This window comes from Lentzea sp. NPDC020367 (assembly GCF_044387305.1).
Classification (GTDB): Bacteria; Actinomycetota; Actinomycetes; order Mycobacteriales; family Pseudonocardiaceae; genus Lentzea.
The window spans coordinates 140,020-161,709 of the sequence record NZ_JBIRVV010000005.1 but is presented as its reverse complement, the minus strand read 5'-3'; the positions used below and the strand labels follow the sequence as shown (position 1 = coordinate 161,709).

The following is a 21,690-nucleotide window of genomic DNA, read 5'->3' as shown; positions in this document are numbered from 1 at the left end:
ACCATGAAGCTCAAACGCGCCCTCATAAGAGCGATGGCGGTATGCCTCGCGATCACCACCGTGTCGGTGGCGGTCGACGAGGCCGCCATCGCCGCGGGAAGCCCGTCGGTGAACGCGCCGGACGTGCCGTCCGTTCCCGTGTCGAACGGGTCGCTCGGCACCCGCGGGCAGGACGAGGCGACAACGCGGGCGTTGAAGGGAAACCAGTCCGCGGGCGGCACTCAGCAGGGCGGCGGATCGTTCGCCGCCACCCCGTTCTCGGCCTCGTCGTCGTGGGAGGTGTCGCGGCAGAGCGGCGACTTCTCCTGGTCGTACCCACTGCGCGTGCCGCCGGCACCCGGCGGGTTCAGCCCGTCGCTCGCGCTGTCCTACCGATCGTCCGCTGTGGACGGTCTGACGTCGGTGACGAACAACCAGCCGTCGTGGGTCGGTGAGGGCTGGGACCTCTCCGCCGGGTACGTCGAACGCGCCTACGGAAACTGCATGGACGACACCGAAGGCGGCACCACGCCGCCCAAGGTCGGCGATCTGTGCTGGCGCAGCGACAACGCGACCGCCTCGTTCGGTGGCCGCGGCGGCATGCTGATCAGGGACGGCGACACCGGCCCGTGGCGGCTCAAGGCCGATGACCGCTCGCTCGTCGAGCGCACCACGACGCAGGGCAACGGCGACAAGTTCAACGAGTCGTGGAAGATCACGACGGTCGACGGCACGCAGTACTTCTTCGGCACGCGGAACGGCGCGAAGTCCACTTGGACCGTGCCCGTGTTCGGCGACGACGTCAACGAGCCGTGCCACGAGAACACTTTCGCGGCTTCGTCGTGCGACCGCGCGTGGCGGTGGATGCTCGACAAGGTCGTGGACCCGCGCGGCAACGTGGTCCTCTACAACTACGAGACCGAGACCAACAAGTACGGCAAGAACCGCGAGAACGCCGCTGTCTCCTACATCCGCGCCGGCACGCTGGCGTCGGTCGAGTACGGCCTGCGCGACGACGTGAACGCCCCCGCCAGCGGGCGAGTGGAGTTCGGCCTGGAGAACCGGTGCGTCAAGGAGAGCAACTGCTCCCTCGACACCAAGGAGAACTGGCCGGACGCCTCCGTCGCGGACCGCTGCGACGGTGCCACCTGCCCCGACAAGCACCAGCCGACCTTCTGGTCGACGAAGCGCCTGTCGACGATCACGACCCAGGTCCGCAAGGGCAATGGCTACCAGAACGTCGACCGCTGGTCGTTGCAGCACGAGTTCCCCAAGACCAACGACGACTACAACGCGGCGTTGTGGCTCAAGGGAATCACGCACACCGGCCTGGTCGGTGGTGAGCTCCCGCTGCCACAGGTGACGTTCGAAGGCACCGCGATGCCGAACCGCGTCGACACCCCGACCGGCATCGGCCCGCTGAACCGCTACCGCGTCACGGCCGTGGTCTCCGAGGCAGGCGGCGTCACCGCCGTGAAGTACGCCGCACCCGACTGTGTTCCCGGCACCGCCATGCCCGCCAACCCGGAGACCAACAACAAGCGCTGCTACCCGGCCAAATGGGCGCCGCTGAACGGCGAGCAGCGAGACGACTACTTCCACAAGTACGTCGTGGAATCGGTCACCACCACCGACCGCTACGCGTCGAGCGCCGAACAGCTGGTGCGCTACCAGTACCTCGACGGCGCGGGCTGGCGGCGCGACCAGTCGGAGTTCACCAAGGACGACAAGCGGACCTACAACGAGTTCCGCGGCTTCGGCCGGGTCCGCGTGCTCACCGGCAAGGACAACGACATCGCCGGCCCGGTCACGATGACCGAGGAACGCTTCTACCGCGGCATGCACGGCGACAAGCTGCCCGGCAACGCGACCCGCACGGCCGACGTGACCGACTCGGAGAACGGCAAACGCGAGGACTCCGACTGGCTCAGCGGTTTCCGCTTCGAGTCGCAGGTGCACGACGGCACCGGCGACACCGTCCTGTCCAAGACCATCTCGACCCCGACCTGGAGGGGCCCCACCGCCACCCGCGGCGACCACAAGGCCTACTGGACCGCGCAGGAATCCTCGACCTCCTACACCGCGCTGCGGTCGGGTGGCTGGCGCAAGACCAAGACCGAGAGCAAGTACGACGACCACGGCCAGGTCACCGAGAGCAAGGACCACGGCGACCTCGACAGGACCGACGACGACCGCTGCACCACCACGTCCTACGTGCAGGACGAACCCCGCTGGCGCTGGTCCTACCCGCTCGAATCGGAGTCGGTGGCCGCGGCCTGCGGCGCCGCGGCGTCGTTCCCGGCCCAGTCGCTAGGCGGCGTCCGCAACACCTACGACAACGCCGGCAACATCACCAAGGTCGAGACGATCGACCAGAGGCCGGCGTCCGGTCCGGTCTGGGCCACCAAGCTCACCAGCACCTACGACATCTACGGCCGCAGCTTGACGGCCACGAACGCACTCGGCAACACGACGAAGACGGCCTTCGTTCCGGCAACCGGCGGCCCCGCCACGGGCGTGGTCGTCACCGACGCGCTCGGTCATGCCGTCACCACGACGTACGAACCGGCGTGGGGCGTGGAGACGAAGCGGGTCGACGCCAACGAGAACGTGCATGAAGCGGTGTTCGACGCGCTCGGCCGGGCGACCACGGTGTGGTTGCCGAACCGCCCGCGGGAGGACTGGCCGACCAAGCCGTCGCAGTCGATCGAGTACGGCGTCCAGCGCGACGCTCCCAGTTCGATCAAGGTGACGCAGATCAGTGCCAAGAGCAACTACCTCACCAGCACCACGGTCTTCGACGGTCAGTACCGGCCGCGGCAGACCCAGACACCGACGGACGGCGGACGTCTGGTCGCGGACACCAAGTACGACACCCAGGGCCGTCCTACCCGTGTGACGCAGCCGTTCTTCAACGACAAGCCGGTGGACACGAACCTGCTCGTCTTCTCGGAGAACCAGGTTCCCGGTCTGACCAGGACGGAGCACGACGGATCCGGCCGGGTCCTGAACTCGATCTTCCAGGCGGGAGCGCAGGAGAAGTGGCGCACCACCACCGCGTACGGCGGTGACCGGGTCGACGTCACGCCACCTCGTGGCGCCACTCCTACCACCACGATCTACGACGCACGTGGCCAGAAGACCGAACTGTGGCAGTACAAGGGGGCGACGGCGAGCGGTGACCACGACGTGGTCCGCCACACGTACACGCTCGCCGGCCAGCTCGCGTCCACTGTGGATGCGGCGGGTAACACGTGGAAGTGGGAGTACGACGTCCGCGGCCGTCAGATCCGTGCTGAAGACGTCGACAAGGGCGTGTCCACCACCACCTACGACGCGCTTGACCGAGCCGAGACCGTCACGGACGCGCTGAACAAGACCCTCACCTACGCCTACGACAAGTTGAACCGCAAGGTCTCGACGAAGTCGGGCACGACCACGCTTCAGCAGTTCACCTATGACACCGCGGACTACGGCCTTGGCCTGCCGGCGACATCGACGAGGTACGTCGACGGCAACGCCTACACCTCGAAGGTGCTGTCCTACAGCCAGCTCGATCAGCCGCTGCAGACCGAGACCGTGATCCCGGACGCCGAAGGACCGCTCAGGGGCACGTACCTTTCGACGTTCCAGTACAACGACGACGGCAGCGTCCAGGGTGAGACGTACGGCGCCATCGCCGGTGCCGACATGCCGTCCGAAACCGTGCTGCACCACTACGACGACCTGGGACGGCCGATCCAGACCGTGGCCGGCCTGAACGGCACGACCTCCGACATGCTCGTCAACAGCACGACGTACACGCGGTACGGCGAGCTCTACCGGACCGAGCTCGGCGGTACGACGGGCAAGCGCGTCTGGATGTCGAACTACTACGACGACAACACCCGCCGGATGAACCGGTACATCGTCGACGCCGAGGTCCCGTCGCCCAAGCAGGCGGACGTCAGCTACAGCTACGACGACTCCGGCAACGTCCTGTCCGTTCAGGACAGCACGGTTCTCGGCGTGGACAGGCAGTGCTTCCGCTACGACCACCTGCAGCGGCTGACCCAGGCGTGGACACCGTCGGCCCCGTGCTCGGACGATCCCTCGAACACGCTCACCGGACCCGCGCCCTACTGGCAGTCGTTCGAGTACGACGCCATCGGCAACCGCAAGAAGGAGATCCAGCACGCCACTGGCGGCGACACCACCCGCACCTACGGCTACACGCGGGCGCACGAACTCGCGTCCGTGACGACCTCCGGACCCGGTGGCAGTCGTCTCGACCGCTTCACCTACGACGCTGCGGGCAACACCAAGACGCGCGATCTCGCTGGGACGTCCCAGACTCTCGACTGGGACGTCGAAGGACGCGTGTCCAAGGTCGCCGAAGGCGCCAAGGAGACGAAGTTCGTCTACGGCACCGATGGCTCGCGTCTGCTGCGTCGTGACCCCGACGGCACGACGTTGTACTTGGCAGGCCAAGAACTCCGCCTCGCCAAGGGTGCGACGAAGCCCACCGTCACGCGCTACTACACGCACGGCGGCAAGGTCATCGCGATGCGCGAAGGCCAGACCAAGATCACGTGGCTGGCCAACGACCACCAGGGCACGGCACAGATCGCGATCAACCGGGACACCATGGCGCTGGAACGCCGCCGCCAGCTCCCGTTCGGGGCACCTCGCGGCGGCGCGGCGTCGTTCCCGGGAGAACGCGGTTTCGTCGGCGGCACGATCGACGCCTCCACGGGGCTGCTCCAGCTCGGGGCGCGGCAGTACGACCCGCTGATCGGCCGGTTCATCTCCGTCGACCCGATCATGGACGGCCAGGATCCGCAGCAGTGGAACGGCTACGCGTACAGCAACAACTCGCCGATCACCTTCAGCGACCCGTCCGGCCTGCTGGCGATGGGCTGCATGATCGAAGGGCCGTGCAGCAGCCGTCCTGGTGGCACCAAGGCCGAACAGACGCCGCCTCCGCCCACCGAGCCGATGCTCGGTGGTGACGCGCCCGGTGACGATTTTCAGACTCGGTGGACGAAGAAGAACTCGCCGGCGACCAACGAAGTGCACAAACTGATCGACATCTTCTCAACGCGCACGGTCGGCTACAGCTACGGCCTCGACTACTGGGGCCAGGACATGGGCGACGGCCACGCCGCCTGCTACGGCCGTCAGGCCTGCCAGGAAGCGTGGAACTACCTGCTCGCTCACCCGGACGACGTCGCCGGTGCCAAGGACATCGCGGCGAACTACTGCGCTGACAACTTCGCCAAGTGCTCCAACGGTGCGGCGTGGGAGGACGTCGCGTCCCAGTTCGCCAACATGGCTATGGGCGGGGCAATGGCGCTGAAGATCCGCAACGGGGCCGCGTCGCGTGCGGCGCCGAGGTCCTGCCGGCTCAGCGGGCCCAACAGCTTCACCGGCGACACCCTGGTTTTGATGGCCGACGGCTCGGTCAAGCGGATCGACGAGATCGAGATCGGAGACGAGGTCGCCTCAAGCCGGCCGGAAAGCCCGTCGGTCGAACAGCACGAGGTGCTCGCCGTCATCGTGACGGACGAGGACAAGGAGTACGTGGACCTCACGGTGTCGACCTCGGCCGGCCTGAACGTCGTTCGGACGACCGCCCATCACCCGTTCTTCAACGCCAGTTCGGGAGAGTGGGAGGACGCGGACCAACTCGACGCTGGTGATCTTCTGAGCACACCGGGCGACGGTCGCGCCGAACTGGTCGCGGTCCACCGGTACTCAGGCGTCATGCGCACCTTCAACCTGACGGTCGACAGCCTTCACACATATTTCGTGATGGCAGGCGTAACCCCGGTGCTGGTGCACAACGCGGGTGGCGATGAGCCCGTGATCCCGAACATCGTTCGGCAACGACTCGAGGAAGTTGTCGCCGGAACGGCGACCCCGAGGCCGAAGGGCAATGGGCCTGAGCCCGACACGTACGAGAAAAGGGGGAAAACCCCGCCGAAGGTGCTGCGGAAGTGGGAAGGAGCGACGATTTACGACATGGGCGCGAAGGACACGAACAGGTATCGAATCGTCGTCAACGACCGAGGCAACATCGGCTGGCTGGACAACCACAACTACAACAAGGTTTATGACTACAAGCCGGGGTGCTAGTGTGCTGAATCTGGTTTCGTTGTAGAGCTTGCGGTGTGGCGAGGTGCTCGGCCGGGTTTGTTTCGCTCGGGCACCTCGCCTGGTGCTGAGGTTCGAAGGTGGCGTGCAACATGGTTCTCTTGTCGGAAGGGTGAAATGGAGCGAATCACTGAGGAACAGCTTTCGCTGCTGGTTCAGTTCGTTCTTGCGCGCATTTCCGATCTTGACGCACTTCGGGAAGGAGAGTCTCGTCGTGCGGTCGCCACGCTTCGCATGGTCGCTTACAGGCAGATCGCGGCCATTCGTCACTACCGTGCCGTGACGCCTGAAAAAGCGGCGAGATCCGAACATCACGCCACCGCTTCGTGGAATCTTCTGGTCTCGATCGCGGAGATGTGGCGAGATCACCCGGAATTTCCCGCCGGTGCCGCGATCGAGACGTTCGAGTTCGACTCGGAGAATCCGCTGGCGCCGTCGGGGTGAATCGGACGGACGCAGCCCGCCTTGGGGGCGCGGTTCGTTGTCCACATGAGCGGCCCGCAACGATTCCGGCAAAACACCCGTAGGCGTCTCGGCACCCCGCAGCGGGCACTGGCAGGATGGGACGATCAGCGCGTCCGACAGAGGTGGTCCCCGTGACGAGTCCGTTCGCCAACCCGAACCGGCCCGGCGTCCCTCCCCGCCTGCCCACCCCGCCGACGGGGTGGCCGGTCGGTTCGTACGCCACGTATGAGGAAGCGCAACGTGCGGTCGACCATCTCGCCGTAGAGGACTTCCCGGTCCAGGACGTCATGATCGTCGGCGTGGACCTGATGCTGGTGGAACGCATCACCGGCAAGCTGACGTGGAGCCGGGTGCTCATGACCGGGGCGGCTAGTGGGGCCTGGTTCGGTCTGTTCGTCGGGTTGCTGCTCACCCTCTTCAGCCCTGAGTCCGGTGTGACCGTGGGGCCGGTGCTCACGGGTCTGATCACCGGTGTGTTCTTCGGGCTGGTGTTCGCGGCGGTCGGGTACGGGTCGGCGCGCGGCAAGCGGGACTTCCAGTCGGCCAGTCAGCTGGTCGCGAACCGGTACGACGTGCTGTGCAACCCGAAGTCCGCCGAGAAGGGGCGTGACCTGCTCGCGAGGCTTGCGATGCGGCCCGTGAACCCCGGCAATTGAGACGGTGCAGACGCCCATTGGTTCTGAATCGTTGCCTCTCTTGGTTGCGGCTCGTGATCACCCGGCCTAGGTTCATCTGACCGGTCCGCCCGGTGCGGCCGGTGGCACGACGAGGTGCCGGGCGCTGCGGTCTGGCTCCTCCGTGTAGTCGGGAAGGAGGCAGGGCCGATGGGTGCGACACGGCGCTATCGACTTGCCGCCGGAGTGGGAGCCGCGGTACTCGCGGCAGGAACGCTCACGGCGTGCGGGTCGGGCGACGGCGGCATCACCGTCAACGTCTACAAGTATCCCCAGGAGAACTTCCAGGCCATCGTTGACAGCTGCAACGCGAAGGCCGGCGGGCGATACAACATCGTTTACAACAAGCTGCCGCGTGAGGCGGACGGTCAGCGCGAACAGATGGTGCGCAGACTTGCCGCGGAAGACGACAGCATGGACGTCCTCGGGCTCGACGTCACGTGGACCGCGGAGCTGGCGAAGGCGGGCTGGATCAAGGAGTTCACCGGCTCCGTCAAGTCCCAGGTGGAGAGCGGCACGCTCAAGACGCCGCTCGACACGGCGACCTACGAGGGCAAGCTGTACGGAGCTCCGGACAACACGAACGTCCAGCTCCTGTGGTACCGCTCGGACCTCGTGCCCACGCCGCCGAAGACGTGGGACGAGATGATCTCCATGGCCGAGGCGCTGGTGGCGGAAGGGAAGCCCGGCCAGATCGTGGCGCAGGGGAAGCAGTACGAGGGGCTCGTCGTGCTGTACAACACCCTCGTCAACTCCAACGGCGGCACGATCCTCGACGAGAACGGCACCAAGGCCGTCGTCGACGAGAAGGCCGTGCAGGCGTTGGCGGCGTTGAAGAAGCTCGCCACGTCCAAGGCGATCGACCCGTCGTTCTCCAACGCGGCCGAGGACAACGCGCGCCTCGCGATGGAGAACGGCAGTGCGGCGTTCCAGCTGAACTGGCCGTACGTCTACGCGGCGGCGCAGAAGAAGCCGGACTTCGCGAAGAACTTCAAGTGGGCGCCGTACCCCACCGTGAGCGGTGACGCCGCCAAGGTCACCGTCGGCGGGATCAACTACGCCGTCAGCAACTACACCACGCACGCGGACGAGTCGTTCGACGCGGTGTTGTGCTTGCGCGGTGCGGAAAGCCAGAAGATCGCCGCACTCAAGGACGGTGTGCCGCCGACCATCGAGGCCGTCTACGACGAGCCCGAGATGGCCGAGGCGTACCCGATGCGCGACGACATCAAGGAGACGCTGAAGAACGCGAGTGTGCGGCCGCGCACGCCCGCCTACCAGAACGTCTCGACGGTCATCTCCACGATCCTCTCGCCGCCCGCGAGCATCGACCCGCAGGCGACGGCGGACAGGCTGCGCAAGGAACTTCAGGACGCACTCGACTCCAAGGGGGTGCTGCCGTGAGCCAGACGACGACAGAGGACACGGCGACGACCGGAGCCTCACCGGCTCCCGTCGCGCCCAGGAAGAAGGCGCTGAGCGAAGGCAAGAAGGCCGAACGCCGCCTCGGCTGGCTGCTCTGCGCGCCCGCCGCGATCACCATGATCGCGGTGACCGGCTGGCCGATCCTCTACTCGCTGCTGCTGTCGATGCAGAGGTTCGACCTGAAGTTCCCGGACCGCACCGAGTGGATCTGGTTCGACAACTACGTCACGGTGCTCAGCAGCCCGTACTGGTGGAACGCGGTCTGGGTGACGGTGCTGCTCACCGTCGTCACGGTCGCGGTCGAACTGGTGCTGGGCATGTCGCTCGCGCTGATCATGCACCGGGCGCTGGTCGGCCGGGGCATCGTCCGCACTACGACGCTGATCCCGTACGGCATCGTCACGGTCGTGGCCGCGTTCTCCTGGCGCTTCGCCTGGACGCCCGGCACCGGCTACCTCGCCGAGGCGCTCGGTGGCGATCCCGTGCTCACGGAGAAGATTCCGGCGCTGATGGTCGTGGGTCTCGCGGAGATCTGGAAGACCACGCCGTTCATGGCCCTGCTGCTGATGGCGGGCCTGGCGCTGGTGCCGGACGACCTGCTCAAGGCCGCCGCGATGGACGGCGCGAACGGGTGGCAGCGGTTCATCAGGATCACCGTGCCGATCATGAAGCCGGCGATCCTGGTCGCACTGCTGTTCCGCACGCTCGACGCGTTCCGCATCTTCGACAACCTCTTCGTGCTCACCGCGGGTTCGCAGGGCACGTCGTCGGTGTCGATGCTGACCTACAACAACCTGATCAAGGGCTTGAACCTCGGTATCGGATCCACGATGTCCGTGCTGATCTTCATCATGGTCGCGATCATCGCGTTCGTGTTCATCAAGCTCTTCGGCACCGCTGCCCCCGGCAGTGACGACGGAGGGAAGCGCTGATGGCGGGCATCGGAGGAGCGGAGACCCCGGCCAAGAAGTGGGGCTGGGGCGTTCTCAACACGGTCGTCGTGATCTACGCGCTGATCCCGGTGCTGTGGATCGTGTCGCTGTCGTTCAAGTCGTCGAAGACGTTGTCCGACGGCAACTTCATCCCTCGCGAGTGGAGTCTGGAGAACTACCAGAACATCTTCTCGACGTCGGAGTTCACGCGGGCGCTGATCAACTCCATCGGCATCGCGATCATCGCGACCGCGATCGCCGTGGTGTTCGGCACGATGGCCGCCTACGCCATCGCGCGGCTGGAGTTCCCCGGCAAGAACCTGCTGGTGGGCGTCTCGCTGCTGATCGCGATGTTCCCGCAGGTCTCGCTGGTGTCGCCGTTGTTCGAGATCGAGCGCTCGCTGGGTCTCTTCGACACGTGGCCCGGCCTGATCCTGCCGTACATCACGTTCGCGCTGCCGCTCGCGATCTACACCCTGTCGGCGTTCTTCCGCGAGATCCCCTGGGAGCTCGAGAAGGCGGCGAAGATGGACGGTGCGACGCCGGGGCAGGCGTTCCGTCGCGTCATCGCGCCACTGGCCGCGCCGGGCGTGTTCACGACGGCGATCCTGGTGTTCATCTTCTGCTGGAACGACTTCCTGTTCGCGATCTCGCTCACCTCCACCGAGCAGTCGCGGACCGTGCCGGTGGCGCTGTCGTTCTTCACCGGCAGCTCGCAGTTCGAGGACCCGGCCGGGTCGATCGCGGCAGCCGCCGTGGTCATCACCATCCCGATCATCCTCTTCGTGTTGTTCTTCCAGCGCCGGATCGTCGCCGGCCTGACCTCCGGCGCCGTCAAGGGGTGAGTTGACCAATGGCAGAGATCGTTCTGGACAAGGTGACCAAGAAGTACCCCGACGGCGCGCTGGCCGTGCAGGAGGTCAACCTCGAGATCGCCGACGGCGAGTTCATCATCCTGGTCGGACCGTCCGGCTGCGGGAAGTCCACCACGCTCAACATGATCGCGGGCCTGGAGGACATCACCGACGGCGAGCTGCGCATCGGCGGGCAGCGCGTCAACGAGAAGGCGCCCAAGGACCGCGACATCGCGATGGTGTTCCAGTCCTACGCGCTGTACCCGCACATGACGGTGAAGGAGAACATGGCCTTCCCGTTGCGGCTGGCGAAGGTCGACAACGCGACGGTGGAGAAGAAGGTCAAGGAGGCCGCGGAGATCCTCGATCTCACGCAGCACCTCGACCGCAAACCGTCCAACCTGTCCGGTGGTCAGCGGCAGCGCGTGGCGATGGGCCGCGCGATCGTGCGCAACCCCAAGGCGTTCCTGATGGACGAACCGCTGTCCAACCTGGACGCCAAGCTGCGCGTGCAGATGCGCACCTCGGTGTCGCGCCTGCAGAAGCAGCTCGGCACGACCACGGTGTACGTGACGCACGACCAGACCGAGGCGATGACCCTCGGCGACCGGGTCGTGGTCATGCGCGGCGGTGTCGTGCAGCAGATCGGCGCGCCGCAGTTCCTCTACGACCAGCCGGCGAACCTGTTCGTCGCGGGCTTCATCGGCTCCCCGTCGATGAACTTCGTGCCGGCGACGCTGGAGAACGGCTCGTTGCGCTCGATCCTCGGCGACGTCACGCTGACGGACCGGGTGCGGCAGCTGGTGGAGGGTGCCGACGCGCCCCGCGAGGTGATCATGGGCATCCGCCCGGAGCACTTCGAGGACGCGGCACTGGTCGAGGCGGCGGCGTTGTCGTCGGGCGGCAAGTTCACGCACCAGGTGGACGTGCTGGAGTCGATGGGCTCGGACAAGTACGCCTACTTCAACCTCACGGGCGAGCAGGCGGCCTCGGCCGAGCTCCAGGAACTCGCGGCGGACGCGGGATCGGACGACGTGCCGGGTGACGGCATCTCGCTCGTGACGCGGCTGTCCTCGGCGTCCGAGGCAGTGGAAGGCGCTTCGTCGGAGATCTGGTTCGACGCGGACAAGGTGCAGCTCTTCGACCCGTCCAGCGGCAGGAACCTGACTTACACGGAACGGTGAATTCTCGTTTCTCGGGCCGCCTTCCCCACTCGGGAAGGCGGCCCGTTTTTGTCACCCGATCGAGTTAGGGTCAAAGGACCGTGTTCGAGAGGGCCGATTAGTGCGGGTCATCTGCCCGGCCGAACTCGGTTCGCCATTGGGCGCTCGGCAGCGTCATCTCATCGAAACATGTTCTGCTCAGCACGCGATCGTCCGCACGCTTGTCGAAGGCGGGTACCGGACCACAGGGGGGTTCCGGGAACCGTCGCCGAGTGAAAGAGAGCGTGCAATGGGGATCCTGGACGGTAAAGCGGTCGTCATCACGGGGGCGGGCCGAGGGCTGGGCGAGGCCTACGCCATGCACGCTGCCCTCGCGGGCGCGTCCGTGGTGGTCAACGACAACGATGGTGACCTGGCAGAACGGGTCGCGGAGCACATCCGCGAGTTCGGTGGCCGCGCCGTGGCCTCGAGCCACACGGTCGCCGATCCGAGCGAGGCGGCCAAGATCGTGGACCTGTGCGTCGACGAATTCGGGCGCGTCGACGGTTTGGTGAACAACGCCGGCCTGAACTACGAGACCGCGCCGTGGGAAGACGACCCCGAGACGATCAAGCAAGTGGTCGAGGTGAACGTCCTCGGCGTCATCTATGTCGGAATCGCGGCGATGAGGGCGATGCGCACCACCGGTGGCGGCTCCATCATCAACATTTCCTCCGGCGCCTCATTCGGCCAGCGCAAACTCGCCACCTATTCGGCGACCAAGGGCGCGGTGGCCTCACTGAGCTACTCGTGGGCTCTCGACCTGGAGTCCGAAGGCATCCGCGTGAACGCCGTGTGCCCTGTCGCGCACACGCGGATGGTGTGGAAGTCGGAACGTTCTCTGCGCGCCATTCCGGCCGACCGGACGCCGGGCAAGGTGGCGCCGCTCGTGCTGTTCCTGCTCTCGGACCGCGCCGAGGGCATCACCGGGCAGGTCATCCGGTGCAACGGCAGGCAGCTGCACATCGTCGGGCAGCCGTACTTCAAGCAGCCGATCCTGGAGAGCGACAACTGGGACACCGCTTCGGTGGAGCGGGCGTTCACGGGCGTGTTGCAGGCGCACCTCGAACCGTACGGGTTGGAGAAGAGGATGCCTCCCCGGCTCCGTGCGCTGGTGGAGCCTTCGCAGACCGCCTGAGCCCGCTGGGGAGGTGCCGCTTGGTGCCCTGGGCGGCGCCTCCCCGCTGTGGTCGACTGCCGACCGCCGCACTTGACTCATGAGCACGGCTTTGGCGCTGGTCTCCGGCGACCTCGGCCCCGCACTTTCGTCTCATCGCCGCCACCCGTGACGAGCCGCACCGCCGCGAGCTCGACTGCTGCTGTTGCTGGGCAGTGCCCAGTCAGTCGCGGGATGGCAGTCGCGTGGTGCGGCGGGTGCGGACCGGACGACGGAGGGGCAGTGGGACGGACTGCGAAAGTTCTCCCACAGGGCCCACGAGACGCTGCGCCGTGCAGCTGCTCTCGATCTCGACGATGTCGCGCCATGGGCGCTGATGATGTCGATGGCCGTCGCGCTGCCCACACACCGTCGTGAGGCCGCGGAGGTTTACGAGGAGGTCGTGAAGCGGGTCCCCGACCTGTTCAACGCGTCGTTCCGGCGGCTGCACGCGGCTTGCAAGAAGTGGTACGGCAGCCATGAGGAGATGTTCGGGTTCGCGAGGGGCACCGCCGACGGCCTGCCCGACGGGCACCCGCTGCTGGCGCTGATCCCGGCCGCGCACATCGAGATGCACGTGTACCTGACCTGGAAGACCAGCTTCCTGGTGCGGATGTGGCAGACCATCGCCCGTTCGTACCTCAAGAAGCAGCGCGCCGAGGTCGACGCCGCGTCCGACCGCCTGCTCGCCGGTACCGACGACCACCCGCGTTCCCTGTGGGCGCACCAGATCTTCGCGATGTACTACTACGAGCTCTTCGCAACCGACAGGCTCGCCCTGCACCTGGCTCGCGGCGGCGAGCGAGCGTCGCGGTGGCCCTGGGGGTACAGCGGGGACGCGGACGCGCAGTTCGCACGGGCGCACTCGCACGTTGCCCGGTTTCACCGCCAGGACGGGTAGCTCGGTGCGACCTCGGCGTAGCGCTCGGACCAGTTCGGCGGGGTCTCGTCGCGCAGGAACGCTGCCGCGCGGTCGAAGAACGCGTGCGTGCCGGGTGCGAAGCCCTTGGCGTTGCGTTCGGACAGTCCGCGGTGGGTGAACTGGAGCAGGGTCTCGTCGCCGTCCGCGGTGAGCTCGTAGCGCACGACGCTGTCCTCCACGATGCGCTGGTGCCACTCGTGTTCGAAGACCGCGCGGCCGTTCTCCGGCGGCTGCCACGTCAGGATGCGGCCCGTGACGCGCTTGGCCTCCATCGGCGCGGGCGGGTCCTCCGGCTCGATGACGACCGTTTCGCCTTGCGGGTCAACGGTTCCCTCGCCGAACCACGCCTTGCGCTCGGCGTCGTCGGTGATGGCCGCCCAGACGCGGTCGATCGGGAAGCGGAACCTGCGGTGGAACGTGAGGGTGGCGTGCGCGCCTTCGACGGTGATGGTGCCGAGGTCGGTCATTCGTTCTCCAGGTGCTGTCGAAGTGCGTCGAGGTGGTCGCGCCAGAAGCGGCGGTACGGGGTGATCCAGTCGTCGATGCGTTGCAGGCCATCTGGTTTGAGCGCGTAGATGCGGCGCTGGCCGTCCGGGCGCACCTCGACCAGGCCCGTCTCGCGCAGGATGCGGAGGTGGCGGGACACGGCGGGCTGGGTCAGCGCCGGCAGGCTGTCCACGAGTTCACCCGCTGTGCGTTCGCGTTCGGCCAGCAGGCTGATCAGGTGCCGCCTGTTCGGTTCGGCCACGGCCTCGAAGACATCCACAGGCAGTTTTATAATCCAAAATGTATATAAGCACAAGTGCATATAGGCGTTCTGGTGACGTTTGCGCACGTCACACGGATGGCTGCGGAAATTGTCGGTGTCGCCTGTCACCATCGGGACATGGCCGAACGTAAACCCAGAGTCACCGACTGGCGGCTCGTCGTGCAGTCCCGGCTGGACCGGGTCCGCGCGGATCTGGCCGCGCTCGGCCCGTCCGATCCGGTCGATCCCGAGGGCGACGTGTGGCGTCGCACCGCCGAGGCGCAGGCCGCCGTGGTCGAGGCGATGCTCGGCAGCCGCGAGCCGTGGTGGCGCATGCTGCCGTCGTGGTGGTCGGGCTGGCACATCGAACGCGCCTGGCGCGCCCTGCACGAGGCCGAGGTGGCGACGATCTCCGCCGAGCGCGGGTTCCTGGGGCGGTTGCCGGGTCTGCAGGCGCGGGTGGCGCAGTACCTGGACGACGACGATCCGCGCCGCCGAGCCCTGGAAGCGTTGCGGCCGGGGGAGTTCACGCCCGCGGTCGAGCGCGCGATCGTGGTGGACGCGCTGCGTGCCGCCTACGACAACTCGGACTTCGCGCACGCGGGTTCCCGTGCGCTGCGCAACAAGCTGATCGCCGCGTCCCTGGTGCTGTTCGTCATCAACACGGTCCTCGGCGTCGTCGGCATCGTGAAGCCGGGCATCATCCCGCTGTGCGTCGACCCGAAGGAGAACGCACTGCCCACCGTCTGTCCTGGCGGCACGGCGAAGGCGTCCGGAGTGGACGTGTGGCTCGTGCAGGTGCTCGGCTCGTTCGGCGCGGTGCTGGCCTCGGTGGTGCTGCTCTTACGCCGCCGGCCATCGCTCTCGCCGTACGTGATGATCGGCTACCAGGCGCTGATCAAGATCATGCTCGGGGCGGCGCTGGCGGTGGTCGGCATCCTGGCACTGGGCGCGGGCGTGACGAGCGGGCTGATCGGCATCCCGTCGGCGGCGGCTTTGCTGCTGTGGGCGGTCATCTTCGGGTACGCGCAGCAGATCGGCACCCGTCTGCTCGACAAGTACACCGACGAGGTGCTGGACCAGGCGCGGCCGCTGCCGGACGCGGAGGGGCCGCGGGTGGCACCTCGGTGAGCGTCTCGGAGCGGGCGCCTCGGGCGCGCTAACTACGGCCGGTGCGGCCGTGCGTGCGGGTTTCCTCGCGCACGGCGTTGATGACCTCGGCGTCCCATCGGTGCGTGCGGATGAGTCGGTACCGCTCCGCCGCGACCCACATGTACGCCTCGGTCTCGGTCCGGTCGCCGATCATGTCGGCCTGCCGCAGCATCGCCACGACCGGCTTGTACTCGTCGGCGTACCAGCGGCGCGCGACCTCGCCGCGGTCCAGGAACTGGCACGTGTCCTGCATCAGCCGGAACCCCCACGCCTCGACGTGCTCGCCGAGCTGGGCGTAGTGCCACGGGTCGGACAGCACCACGGCGGCGCGGGCCTCGCCGCCCAGCGGCACGCGGTCCAGGAACAGGCGCCGGTAGTCCTTCACGATCAGGTCGCCGCGATACCGGATGCCGGACGAGTTGATCCGCGTGATCACCTGCGTCACGTACGCGTCGATCGTGGTCAGGCCGAGGGCGTGCGCGACCGAGACGCGGTGGTGGCCGTCGATGATGAAGTGCAGCTCGCCGATCCGGTACACCTCGATCGGCGGCACGCTCTCGCCGCGGCGCGCGGCCAGGGCCAGCCGTTGCCACCGCTCGCGGACGCGGCCGGAGGTCGGCCGGAAGCGGCGGTCGAAGTCGCGGGTGCGGTCGACGCTGCCGACGATCGAGTCGAGCCGGATCGACTGCAGGCCCAGGCGCTTCTCCGACGCCATGCCCAGCGCCTCCACGACCTCGTGGAACGGCAGCATGATGTTCACGTCGTCTGGTTCGCGGCGCAGCCAGGTCGCGAGGCGCGACATCACCTGGCGCCGGCGGGCGCGCAGGAAGTCGCTCTCCGCGTCGGCCACGGGGAAACCGGTGTCACGTCTCATCGCGACCTCCCGAGATGTCCAGCACCTTCTGCGGAACCACGTTGATCACGCGGGTAGAGCCCAACGAGCGGTCCGGGCGTGGATGGCCGTGCGGATGAATGTGGCCGTGCAGCATGAACGACGGCTGCAGCCGCGAGACAAGTCCGCGTAAACACTCGAAACCGCGGTGCGGCGCGTCAGGTTCGTCGCCGCAGTCCAACGGCGGTGAGTGGGTCAGCAGCACGTCCACGCCACGTCCGTCCCGCAGCCTGCGCCACCCGGCCAGCCGGGACACCCGGCGGGCGCGGCGGGCCTGCTGCCGTTCCGTCCACTGGTTCGGGCCCTTGTTGTAGCGGATCGAACCACCGAGACCGGCGATCCGCAGGCCGGCGACGTCGACCACGCGTTCGTCCGCGTTCACCGCACCGGCTGGACCTGGCCAGCGCACCGGAACGCCCGCCTTGGTCCACAGGCCGCGCACGTTCGAGTAGCCCGACAGGTCGACGTCGTGGTTGCCCGGGACGAACACCAGCGGCTTGTCCAGCGCGTTGGCCAGGTGTTCCAGGTAGTCGAACGGCAGGTCACCCGCCGCGACGATCAGGTCCACGTCGGCGTACTGGAACACCTTGTCGGTCCACAGCTGTTCGACCACCTCGTCCGCGACAGCCAGAATCCGTGCCATTCCAGCAGCGTAATGAGGTCTTTCACCACATGACGGCCGGCAGCGCTCCCATTACCGTGGACGTCGTGCTTGCCGAGCTGTTCGCCGCGGCCGCTCACGGATGCCGCGACCGCAGTCCGCTGACCCAGCGACTCCTGAACGACGCCGCCGACGACCTCAGGGCCGGCGGCGTCACGACGAAGATCATGGCGGGTTCCGAACGCGACCGGGAGGGCACCGTGCCCGGTCTGCGGTTCGCGGGCGCCGTCCACCGGCTCGTGCTCGAAGGGCGTGCGCCCGCCCTCGCGAAGCACTACCCGTCCGTCGGCGGCCAGCCGAACCTGCCGACGCTGTGGGAGGACGCGCTGCCCGCCCTCACCGAGCACGCGGACGCCCTGCGGCACCGCGTCCTGGCCACGGTCGTGCAGACCAACGAACCCGGCCGCAGCGCGCCCCTGTACGGCGGCCTGGTGGTCGCCGCGCAGGAGGCCGCGAAAGCGGCGGGCAGACAGGTGCCGTTCTGCGTGCGGCTGCTGGAGGTCGGCGCGAGCGGCGGGCTCAACCTGCGCCCGCACCACGTCGGCTACCAACTGGAGGACACGGTCCTCGGCGACCCGGACAGCCCGCTGGTCCTCGACCCGGAGTGGACCGGCAGGCCACCGGCGGATCTGAGCCACCGGCTGCGCGTCGTCGGCAGGGCGGGCTGCGACCTCACCCCGGTCGACGTGTCCACAGAGGACGGACGGCTGCACCTGAGCTCGTTCGTCTGGGCCGATCAGCTCGGCAGGTGGAACCGCCTGCGGGACGCGCTCGAACTGGCCGCCACGGATCCCGTGAAGGTCGACCGGTCGGCAGGCCCGGAATGGCTCGCGCACCAGCTCGCCCGTGCCGAACGCGACGTGCTCACCGTCGTGTGGCATTCGGTGGTGTGGCAGTACGTCTCGCCCGCGGACAGGGCGATGGGCAGGGCCGTGCTGGCCGACGCGGCCGCGAAGGCGACACCCACGTCACCGTTGGCACTGCTGGTCTTCGAGCCGCGCCGAACGGACGACGACTACCGGTTCGAGCTGCTGCTCAAGCTCTGGCCGGCCGGGATCTCGCTGAACCTCGGCCACGGCGCGGGCCACGGCACGCCGTTCACCTGGGACGTCACCCCTTGGGAGTGACTACCGGGTTCACCACGTACCGGCCGTCCTGCATCTCCACGGGCAGCCGGAACTCCGCGCGGGTGCCGTCATGCGTGTACTCGACGACGACGGCACCGTCGCGGTAGACACCGCGCTCCACCAGCGCGGTCTGGAACTGGTCCGCCGTCGACTTCGCGACGTCCTCGCCGCCGACCGCCAGCAACGGCTCCAGCTTGTGGAAGTCGTGTGCGCGCAACGCGTTCGTCACCTCGGAGGCGAGTTCGTCCGGTGACGCGGTGCCCGGAGACGGCCAGGCCGCGATGCAGACGAACACCATCGCGAGCCAGCCGATCGGGAACACCAGCAGCCAGAACCTGAGGTTCGTCAGCCGCTCGTACACGTCAGGGCGTTCCGCTGATGAGCACGAACACGGTGGTGATCCAGCAGAGCAGGAACGCGAGGATCCAGAAGCGGATGTTGGTGAGCATTCTGGTCATGACAAAGCCCTTCTACCACGAACAAAGCGAGCGAAACCGGGACTAGAGCCAGCGATTTCGGCGCAGTATTCGGTAGAGCGTCAGGCAGGCGATCAGGACCAGACTCATGATCAGCGGATAGCCGAACTTCCACTTCAGCTCGGGCATGTAGTCGAAGTTCATGCCGTACACACCGACGACCATGGTGGGCACGGAGATGATCGCGACCCACGAGGTGATCTTGCGCATGTCGGTGTTCTGCTGCAACGTGATCTTCGCGAGCGTCGCGTCGACCAGCGTCGTCAGCAGTTCGTCGAACGCGGTGACGCGCTCGGAGACCTCGGTGAGGTGGTCGTCGACGTCGCGGAAGAACGCCCGCACCTGCTCGGGGATGAGCGGCGTGTAGCCCTCCGCCAAGCGGCGCAACGGGTTCGCGAGCGGCATCACCGCGCGGCGCAGCTCCACGACCTCGCGCTTGAACATGTAGATCTGCTCCGCGCTCACCTCGGTGCGCGGCGCGAAGACCCGTTCCTCCATGCGGTCGATGTCGTCCTCGATGTGGTCGGTGACCTCGAGGTAGTTGTCGACCACCTGGTCGGCGATCGCGTGCATCACCGCGGACGGGCCGATCTCCAGCCGCTCCGGGTCGGCCTCCAGCACGTGCCGCAGCTTGGAGAGACCGGAGTGGTTGCCGTGCCGCACGGTGATGACGAAGTCCTTGCCCAGGAACACCATGATCTCGCCGGACTCGACGATCTCGTTGGCGGCGTCCGGGTGCTCGTTGGTCACGTAGCGGACGGTCTTGAAGACCATGAAGAGCGTGTTGTCGTAGCGCTCCAGCTTCGGGCGCTGGTGCGCGTGCACCGCGTCCTCGACGGCGAGCTCGTGCAGTCCGAACGTCTCCGCGATGCCCTCGATCTGCTCGGCATCTGGTTCGTGCAGGCCGATCCAGACGAACCCGTCCTTGCGCTTGCGCACCTCTTTGACGGCGTCGGTGTGCGTCCAGCGGCCGGGCAAGCGCTTGCCGTCCACGTACACCGCGCAGTCGACCACGTAGTGCGACAACGGCACGGCGATGTGCGGCGCGGGGCGCTGCTGGGCGCCGCGTCCGCGGATCGAGGGCAGGCTGGGCATGGTGGGTTCCTCCAGGTACACACGCCGGCGTGAACGTGCTGATGCACGACGGGCGTCCTGACCGGTGGAACGGAACTTCTAGATGGATCTAGAAAGCCACCTCGGTGAGGACGCGCTTGGTACTGGCAGGGTGGGGGTCCTTGCTCATTTCGGGGTCCTCACCTCCTAAGGGCGAAAGGCACGGGTGGTGGAAATCCTCACACACCGGTTGCCGAGGGTACTCCCTCCGCGTAAAGACTGTCTCCCCACCTGAGTCAGATCTCGATCACACGTAGTTGGAGGCGCGGTGCAGTTCGGTCGGTACTACGAGGAGTTCGAGGTCGGAGCGGTCTACAAGCACTGGCCTGGCAAGACGGTGACGGAGTACGACGACCACCTGTTCTGCCTGCTCACCATGAATCACCACCCGCTCCACATGGACGTGAACTACGCGGAGAACACGACGGACTTCGGCAAGAACGTCGTCGTCGGCAACTACATCTACTCGTTGCTGCTGGGCATGTCCGTGCCCGACGTCTCCGGCAAGGCGATCGCCAACCTGGAGATCGAGTCGCTGCGGCACGTGAAGCCCACGTTCCACGGTGACACGATCTACGGTGAGACCGAGGTGCTCGACAAGACGCCGTCCAAGTCGAAGGACGACAGGGGCGTGGTCTACGTGGAGACTCGTGGCTACAAACAGGACGGCACGGTCGTGTGCGTCTTCAGGCGCAAGGTCATGGTGCCGAAGCAGTCCTACGGTGACGCTCGCGGTGGAGAGCAGCCGGGACGCCCTGAACCCAAGGAGTGAAGTGACTTCTCTGGATCTGGCACAGCAACGTCTGCGCGCGTTCGCCGAGGAGGCAGCGGCGACCTCGCCGCTCTACGAGCACCTCGCGTCGCGTGCGGCCGCCGATCCGGAGGTCGCCGACCTGCTGACCGCCGCCAGCGAGGACAACGCCACGGGCGAGCTCCTGCTGGCGGCGGCGCACCGGCTGGTGCAGGCCGAGCCGTTCCACGAGCTCTCGAACTACTACCCGTCGCTCGGCGGGACCTACGGCGCGGACGAGAGCACCTGGCCGCTGTTCCGGGACTTCGTGCTGGAGCGCGGCGACCGCGTGCGGGCACTGGTGAGCACCCAGGTGATCCAGACCAACGAGGTGAAGCGCGCCGCCCTGCTCTACCCGGCCGTCGTGGCCGCGGCGAAGCAGGCGGGCGGGCCGATCGGGCTCGTGGAGGTCGCGACGACCGCCGGCCTGCTGCTCGGCCTCGACCAGTACTCGTACCGCTACCAGACCGCCGAGGCCGGTCAGCTCGTCGCCGGGCCGGCCAAGGCCGCCCTGGGCCTGCACTGCGCGCTGGAGCTCGCGCCGGGCGCGGCGCTGCCGAAGCTGCCCAAGACGGTCAAGGTGGCCGCGAAGGCCGGCATCGGGGTGGCGCCCGCCGACCTGGCCGACGAGGACGCCTACGCGTGGCTGGAGGCCTGTGTGTGGGCAGACCAGCCGGAACGGCTGCGTCTGTTCGGGGTGGCCTGCGGGGTGCTGCGCAAGAACCCGCCGCGCCTGGTGACCGGCGACCCGCTCACGGACCTCGCCAAGGCGGTCGAGCCGATCGACGCGCCGCTCGTCGTGATCTCCAGCGGGTCCGGACTGGACCTCGTGCCCGCGTTGTCCGCTTTGGGCCGGCCTGTCTGGTGGGCCGCGCACGAGGCCGGTGAGCTGCGGCTCATCCATGTGCGTGACTCAGGCGTGGAGACGACCACTCTGGCGACCACCGAGGCCCACGGGCAACGTCTCGTTTGGCGCTGAGCGCGGGC

Annotated in this window: 19 protein-coding genes; 13 read left to right on the top strand and 6 right to left on the bottom strand. The window is 67.4% G+C overall.

Going from position 1 to position 21,690, the window contains the following annotated elements; translation table 11 throughout:
• Nucleotides 1-3 precede the first annotated feature (3 nt).
• From ACH413_RS22435 to ACH413_RS22395, 9 genes are all read left to right on the top strand, one after another.
• Nucleotides 4-6,096 (top strand): RHS repeat-associated core domain-containing protein, encoded by a 6,093-nt coding sequence (locus ACH413_RS22435; protein WP_360037640.1) that lies wholly within the window; start codon nt 4-6, stop codon nt 6,094-6,096.
• A 135-nt stretch (nt 6,097-6,231) separates the two neighbouring features.
• Nucleotides 6,232-6,558 carry a hypothetical protein gene (locus ACH413_RS22430; protein WP_360037637.1) on the top strand — a complete coding sequence of 109 codons (327 nt, stop codon included), beginning with the start codon at nt 6,232-6,234 and terminating at the stop codon, nt 6,556-6,558.
• 116 nt (nt 6,559-6,674) lie between these two features.
• On the top strand, nt 6,675-7,235 hold the full coding sequence (locus tag ACH413_RS22425) for a general stress protein (RefSeq protein ID WP_360037634.1): 561 nt from the start codon (nt 6,675-6,677) through the stop codon (nt 7,233-7,235).
• A gap of 168 nt (nt 7,236-7,403) precedes the next feature.
• Nucleotides 7,404-8,657, top strand: a complete 1,254-nt coding sequence (locus ACH413_RS22420) for an ABC transporter substrate-binding protein (protein ID WP_319980186.1) — start codon at nt 7,404-7,406, stop codon at nt 8,655-8,657.
• Nucleotides 8,654-9,610 (top strand): sugar ABC transporter permease, encoded by a 957-nt coding sequence (locus ACH413_RS22415; protein WP_360037631.1) that lies wholly within the window; start codon nt 8,654-8,656, stop codon nt 9,608-9,610. The genes ACH413_RS22420 and ACH413_RS22415 overlap by 4 nt, the downstream gene beginning before the upstream one ends.
• Nucleotides 9,610-10,455 (top strand): carbohydrate ABC transporter permease, encoded by an 846-nt coding sequence (locus ACH413_RS22410; protein ID WP_319980185.1) that lies wholly within the window; start codon nt 9,610-9,612, stop codon nt 10,453-10,455. Before ACH413_RS22415 ends, ACH413_RS22410 begins: the two co-directional genes overlap by 1 nt.
• Before the next feature lie 8 nt (nt 10,456-10,463).
• Nucleotides 10,464-11,648, top strand: a complete 1,185-nt coding sequence (locus tag ACH413_RS22405) for a sn-glycerol-3-phosphate ABC transporter ATP-binding protein UgpC (protein ID WP_360037628.1) — start codon at nt 10,464-10,466, stop codon at nt 11,646-11,648.
• A 268-nt stretch (nt 11,649-11,916) separates the two neighbouring features.
• Entirely contained in the window at nt 11,917-12,804 is an 888-nt protein-coding gene (locus tag ACH413_RS22400) for an SDR family oxidoreductase (protein ID WP_360037625.1), read from the top strand.
• A gap of 184 nt (nt 12,805-12,988) precedes the next feature.
• The gene (locus tag ACH413_RS22395; RefSeq protein WP_360037622.1) at nt 12,989-13,723 is read left to right on the top strand and encodes a hypothetical protein; all 735 of its coding nucleotides are present in this window, start codon (nt 12,989-12,991) and stop codon (nt 13,721-13,723) included.
• On the opposite strand, the gene ACH413_RS22390 is transcribed toward ACH413_RS22395, so the two are convergent.
• Together ACH413_RS22390 and ACH413_RS22385 are read right to left on the bottom strand one after the other, a co-directional pair.
• Nucleotides 13,705-14,211, bottom strand: a complete 507-nt coding sequence (locus tag ACH413_RS22390) for an SRPBCC domain-containing protein (protein WP_360037619.1) — start codon at nt 14,209-14,211, stop codon at nt 13,705-13,707. The genes ACH413_RS22395 and ACH413_RS22390 overlap by 19 nt on opposite strands.
• Nucleotides 14,208-14,510: a metalloregulator ArsR/SmtB family transcription factor gene (locus ACH413_RS22385; protein ID WP_360037616.1), complete on the bottom strand. Its 303-nt coding sequence runs from the start codon at nt 14,508-14,510 to the stop codon at nt 14,208-14,210. Before ACH413_RS22385 ends, ACH413_RS22390 begins: the two co-directional genes overlap by 4 nt.
• A gap of 120 nt (nt 14,511-14,630) precedes the next feature.
• Here ACH413_RS22385 and ACH413_RS22380 point away from each other — a divergent pair, with 120 nt between their 5' ends.
• A complete protein-coding gene (locus ACH413_RS22380; RefSeq protein ID WP_360037613.1) occupies nt 14,631-15,623 on the top strand; it encodes a hypothetical protein in 993 nt (330 codons plus the stop codon).
• Between the two features lie 28 nt (nt 15,624-15,651).
• On the opposite strand, the gene ACH413_RS22375 is transcribed toward ACH413_RS22380, so the two are convergent.
• Together ACH413_RS22375 and ACH413_RS22370 are read right to left on the bottom strand one after the other, a co-directional pair.
• A complete protein-coding gene (locus ACH413_RS22375; protein WP_360037610.1) occupies nt 15,652-16,518 on the bottom strand; it encodes a chromosome partitioning protein ParB in 867 nt (288 codons plus the stop codon).
• Nucleotides 16,508-17,179, bottom strand: coding sequence for a metallophosphoesterase (locus ACH413_RS22370; RefSeq protein WP_360037607.1), 672 nt, complete (start codon nt 17,177-17,179; stop codon nt 16,508-16,510). The genes ACH413_RS22375 and ACH413_RS22370 overlap by 11 nt, the downstream gene beginning before the upstream one ends.
• A gap of 65 nt (nt 17,180-17,244) precedes the next feature.
• Here ACH413_RS22370 and ACH413_RS22365 point away from each other — a divergent pair, with 65 nt between their 5' ends.
• Nucleotides 17,245-18,324, top strand: coding sequence for a DUF2332 domain-containing protein (locus ACH413_RS22365; protein ID WP_360037604.1), 1,080 nt, complete (start codon nt 17,245-17,247; stop codon nt 18,322-18,324).
• Here ACH413_RS22365 and ACH413_RS22360 read toward each other — a convergent pair.
• Nucleotides 18,308-18,685 (bottom strand): hypothetical protein, encoded by a 378-nt coding sequence (locus ACH413_RS22360; RefSeq protein ID WP_360037601.1) that lies wholly within the window; start codon nt 18,683-18,685, stop codon nt 18,308-18,310. The genes ACH413_RS22365 and ACH413_RS22360 overlap by 17 nt on opposite strands.
• A gap of 139 nt (nt 18,686-18,824) precedes the next feature.
• Nucleotides 18,825-19,895: a magnesium/cobalt transporter CorA gene (gene corA / locus ACH413_RS22355; RefSeq protein ID WP_360037599.1), complete on the bottom strand. Its 1,071-nt coding sequence runs from the start codon at nt 19,893-19,895 to the stop codon at nt 18,825-18,827.
• 286 nt (nt 19,896-20,181) lie between these two features.
• Here corA and ACH413_RS22350 point away from each other — a divergent pair, with 286 nt between their 5' ends.
• Both ACH413_RS22350 and ACH413_RS22345 read left to right on the top strand, forming a co-directional pair.
• Nucleotides 20,182-20,685, top strand: a complete 504-nt coding sequence (locus tag ACH413_RS22350) for a MaoC family dehydratase (RefSeq protein ID WP_093602356.1) — start codon at nt 20,182-20,184, stop codon at nt 20,683-20,685.
• Between the two features lies 1 nt (nt 20,686).
• Nucleotides 20,687-21,682, top strand: coding sequence for a DUF2332 domain-containing protein (locus tag ACH413_RS22345; RefSeq protein ID WP_360037595.1), 996 nt, complete (start codon nt 20,687-20,689; stop codon nt 21,680-21,682).
• The last annotated feature ends 8 nt before the right edge of the window (nt 21,683-21,690 follow it).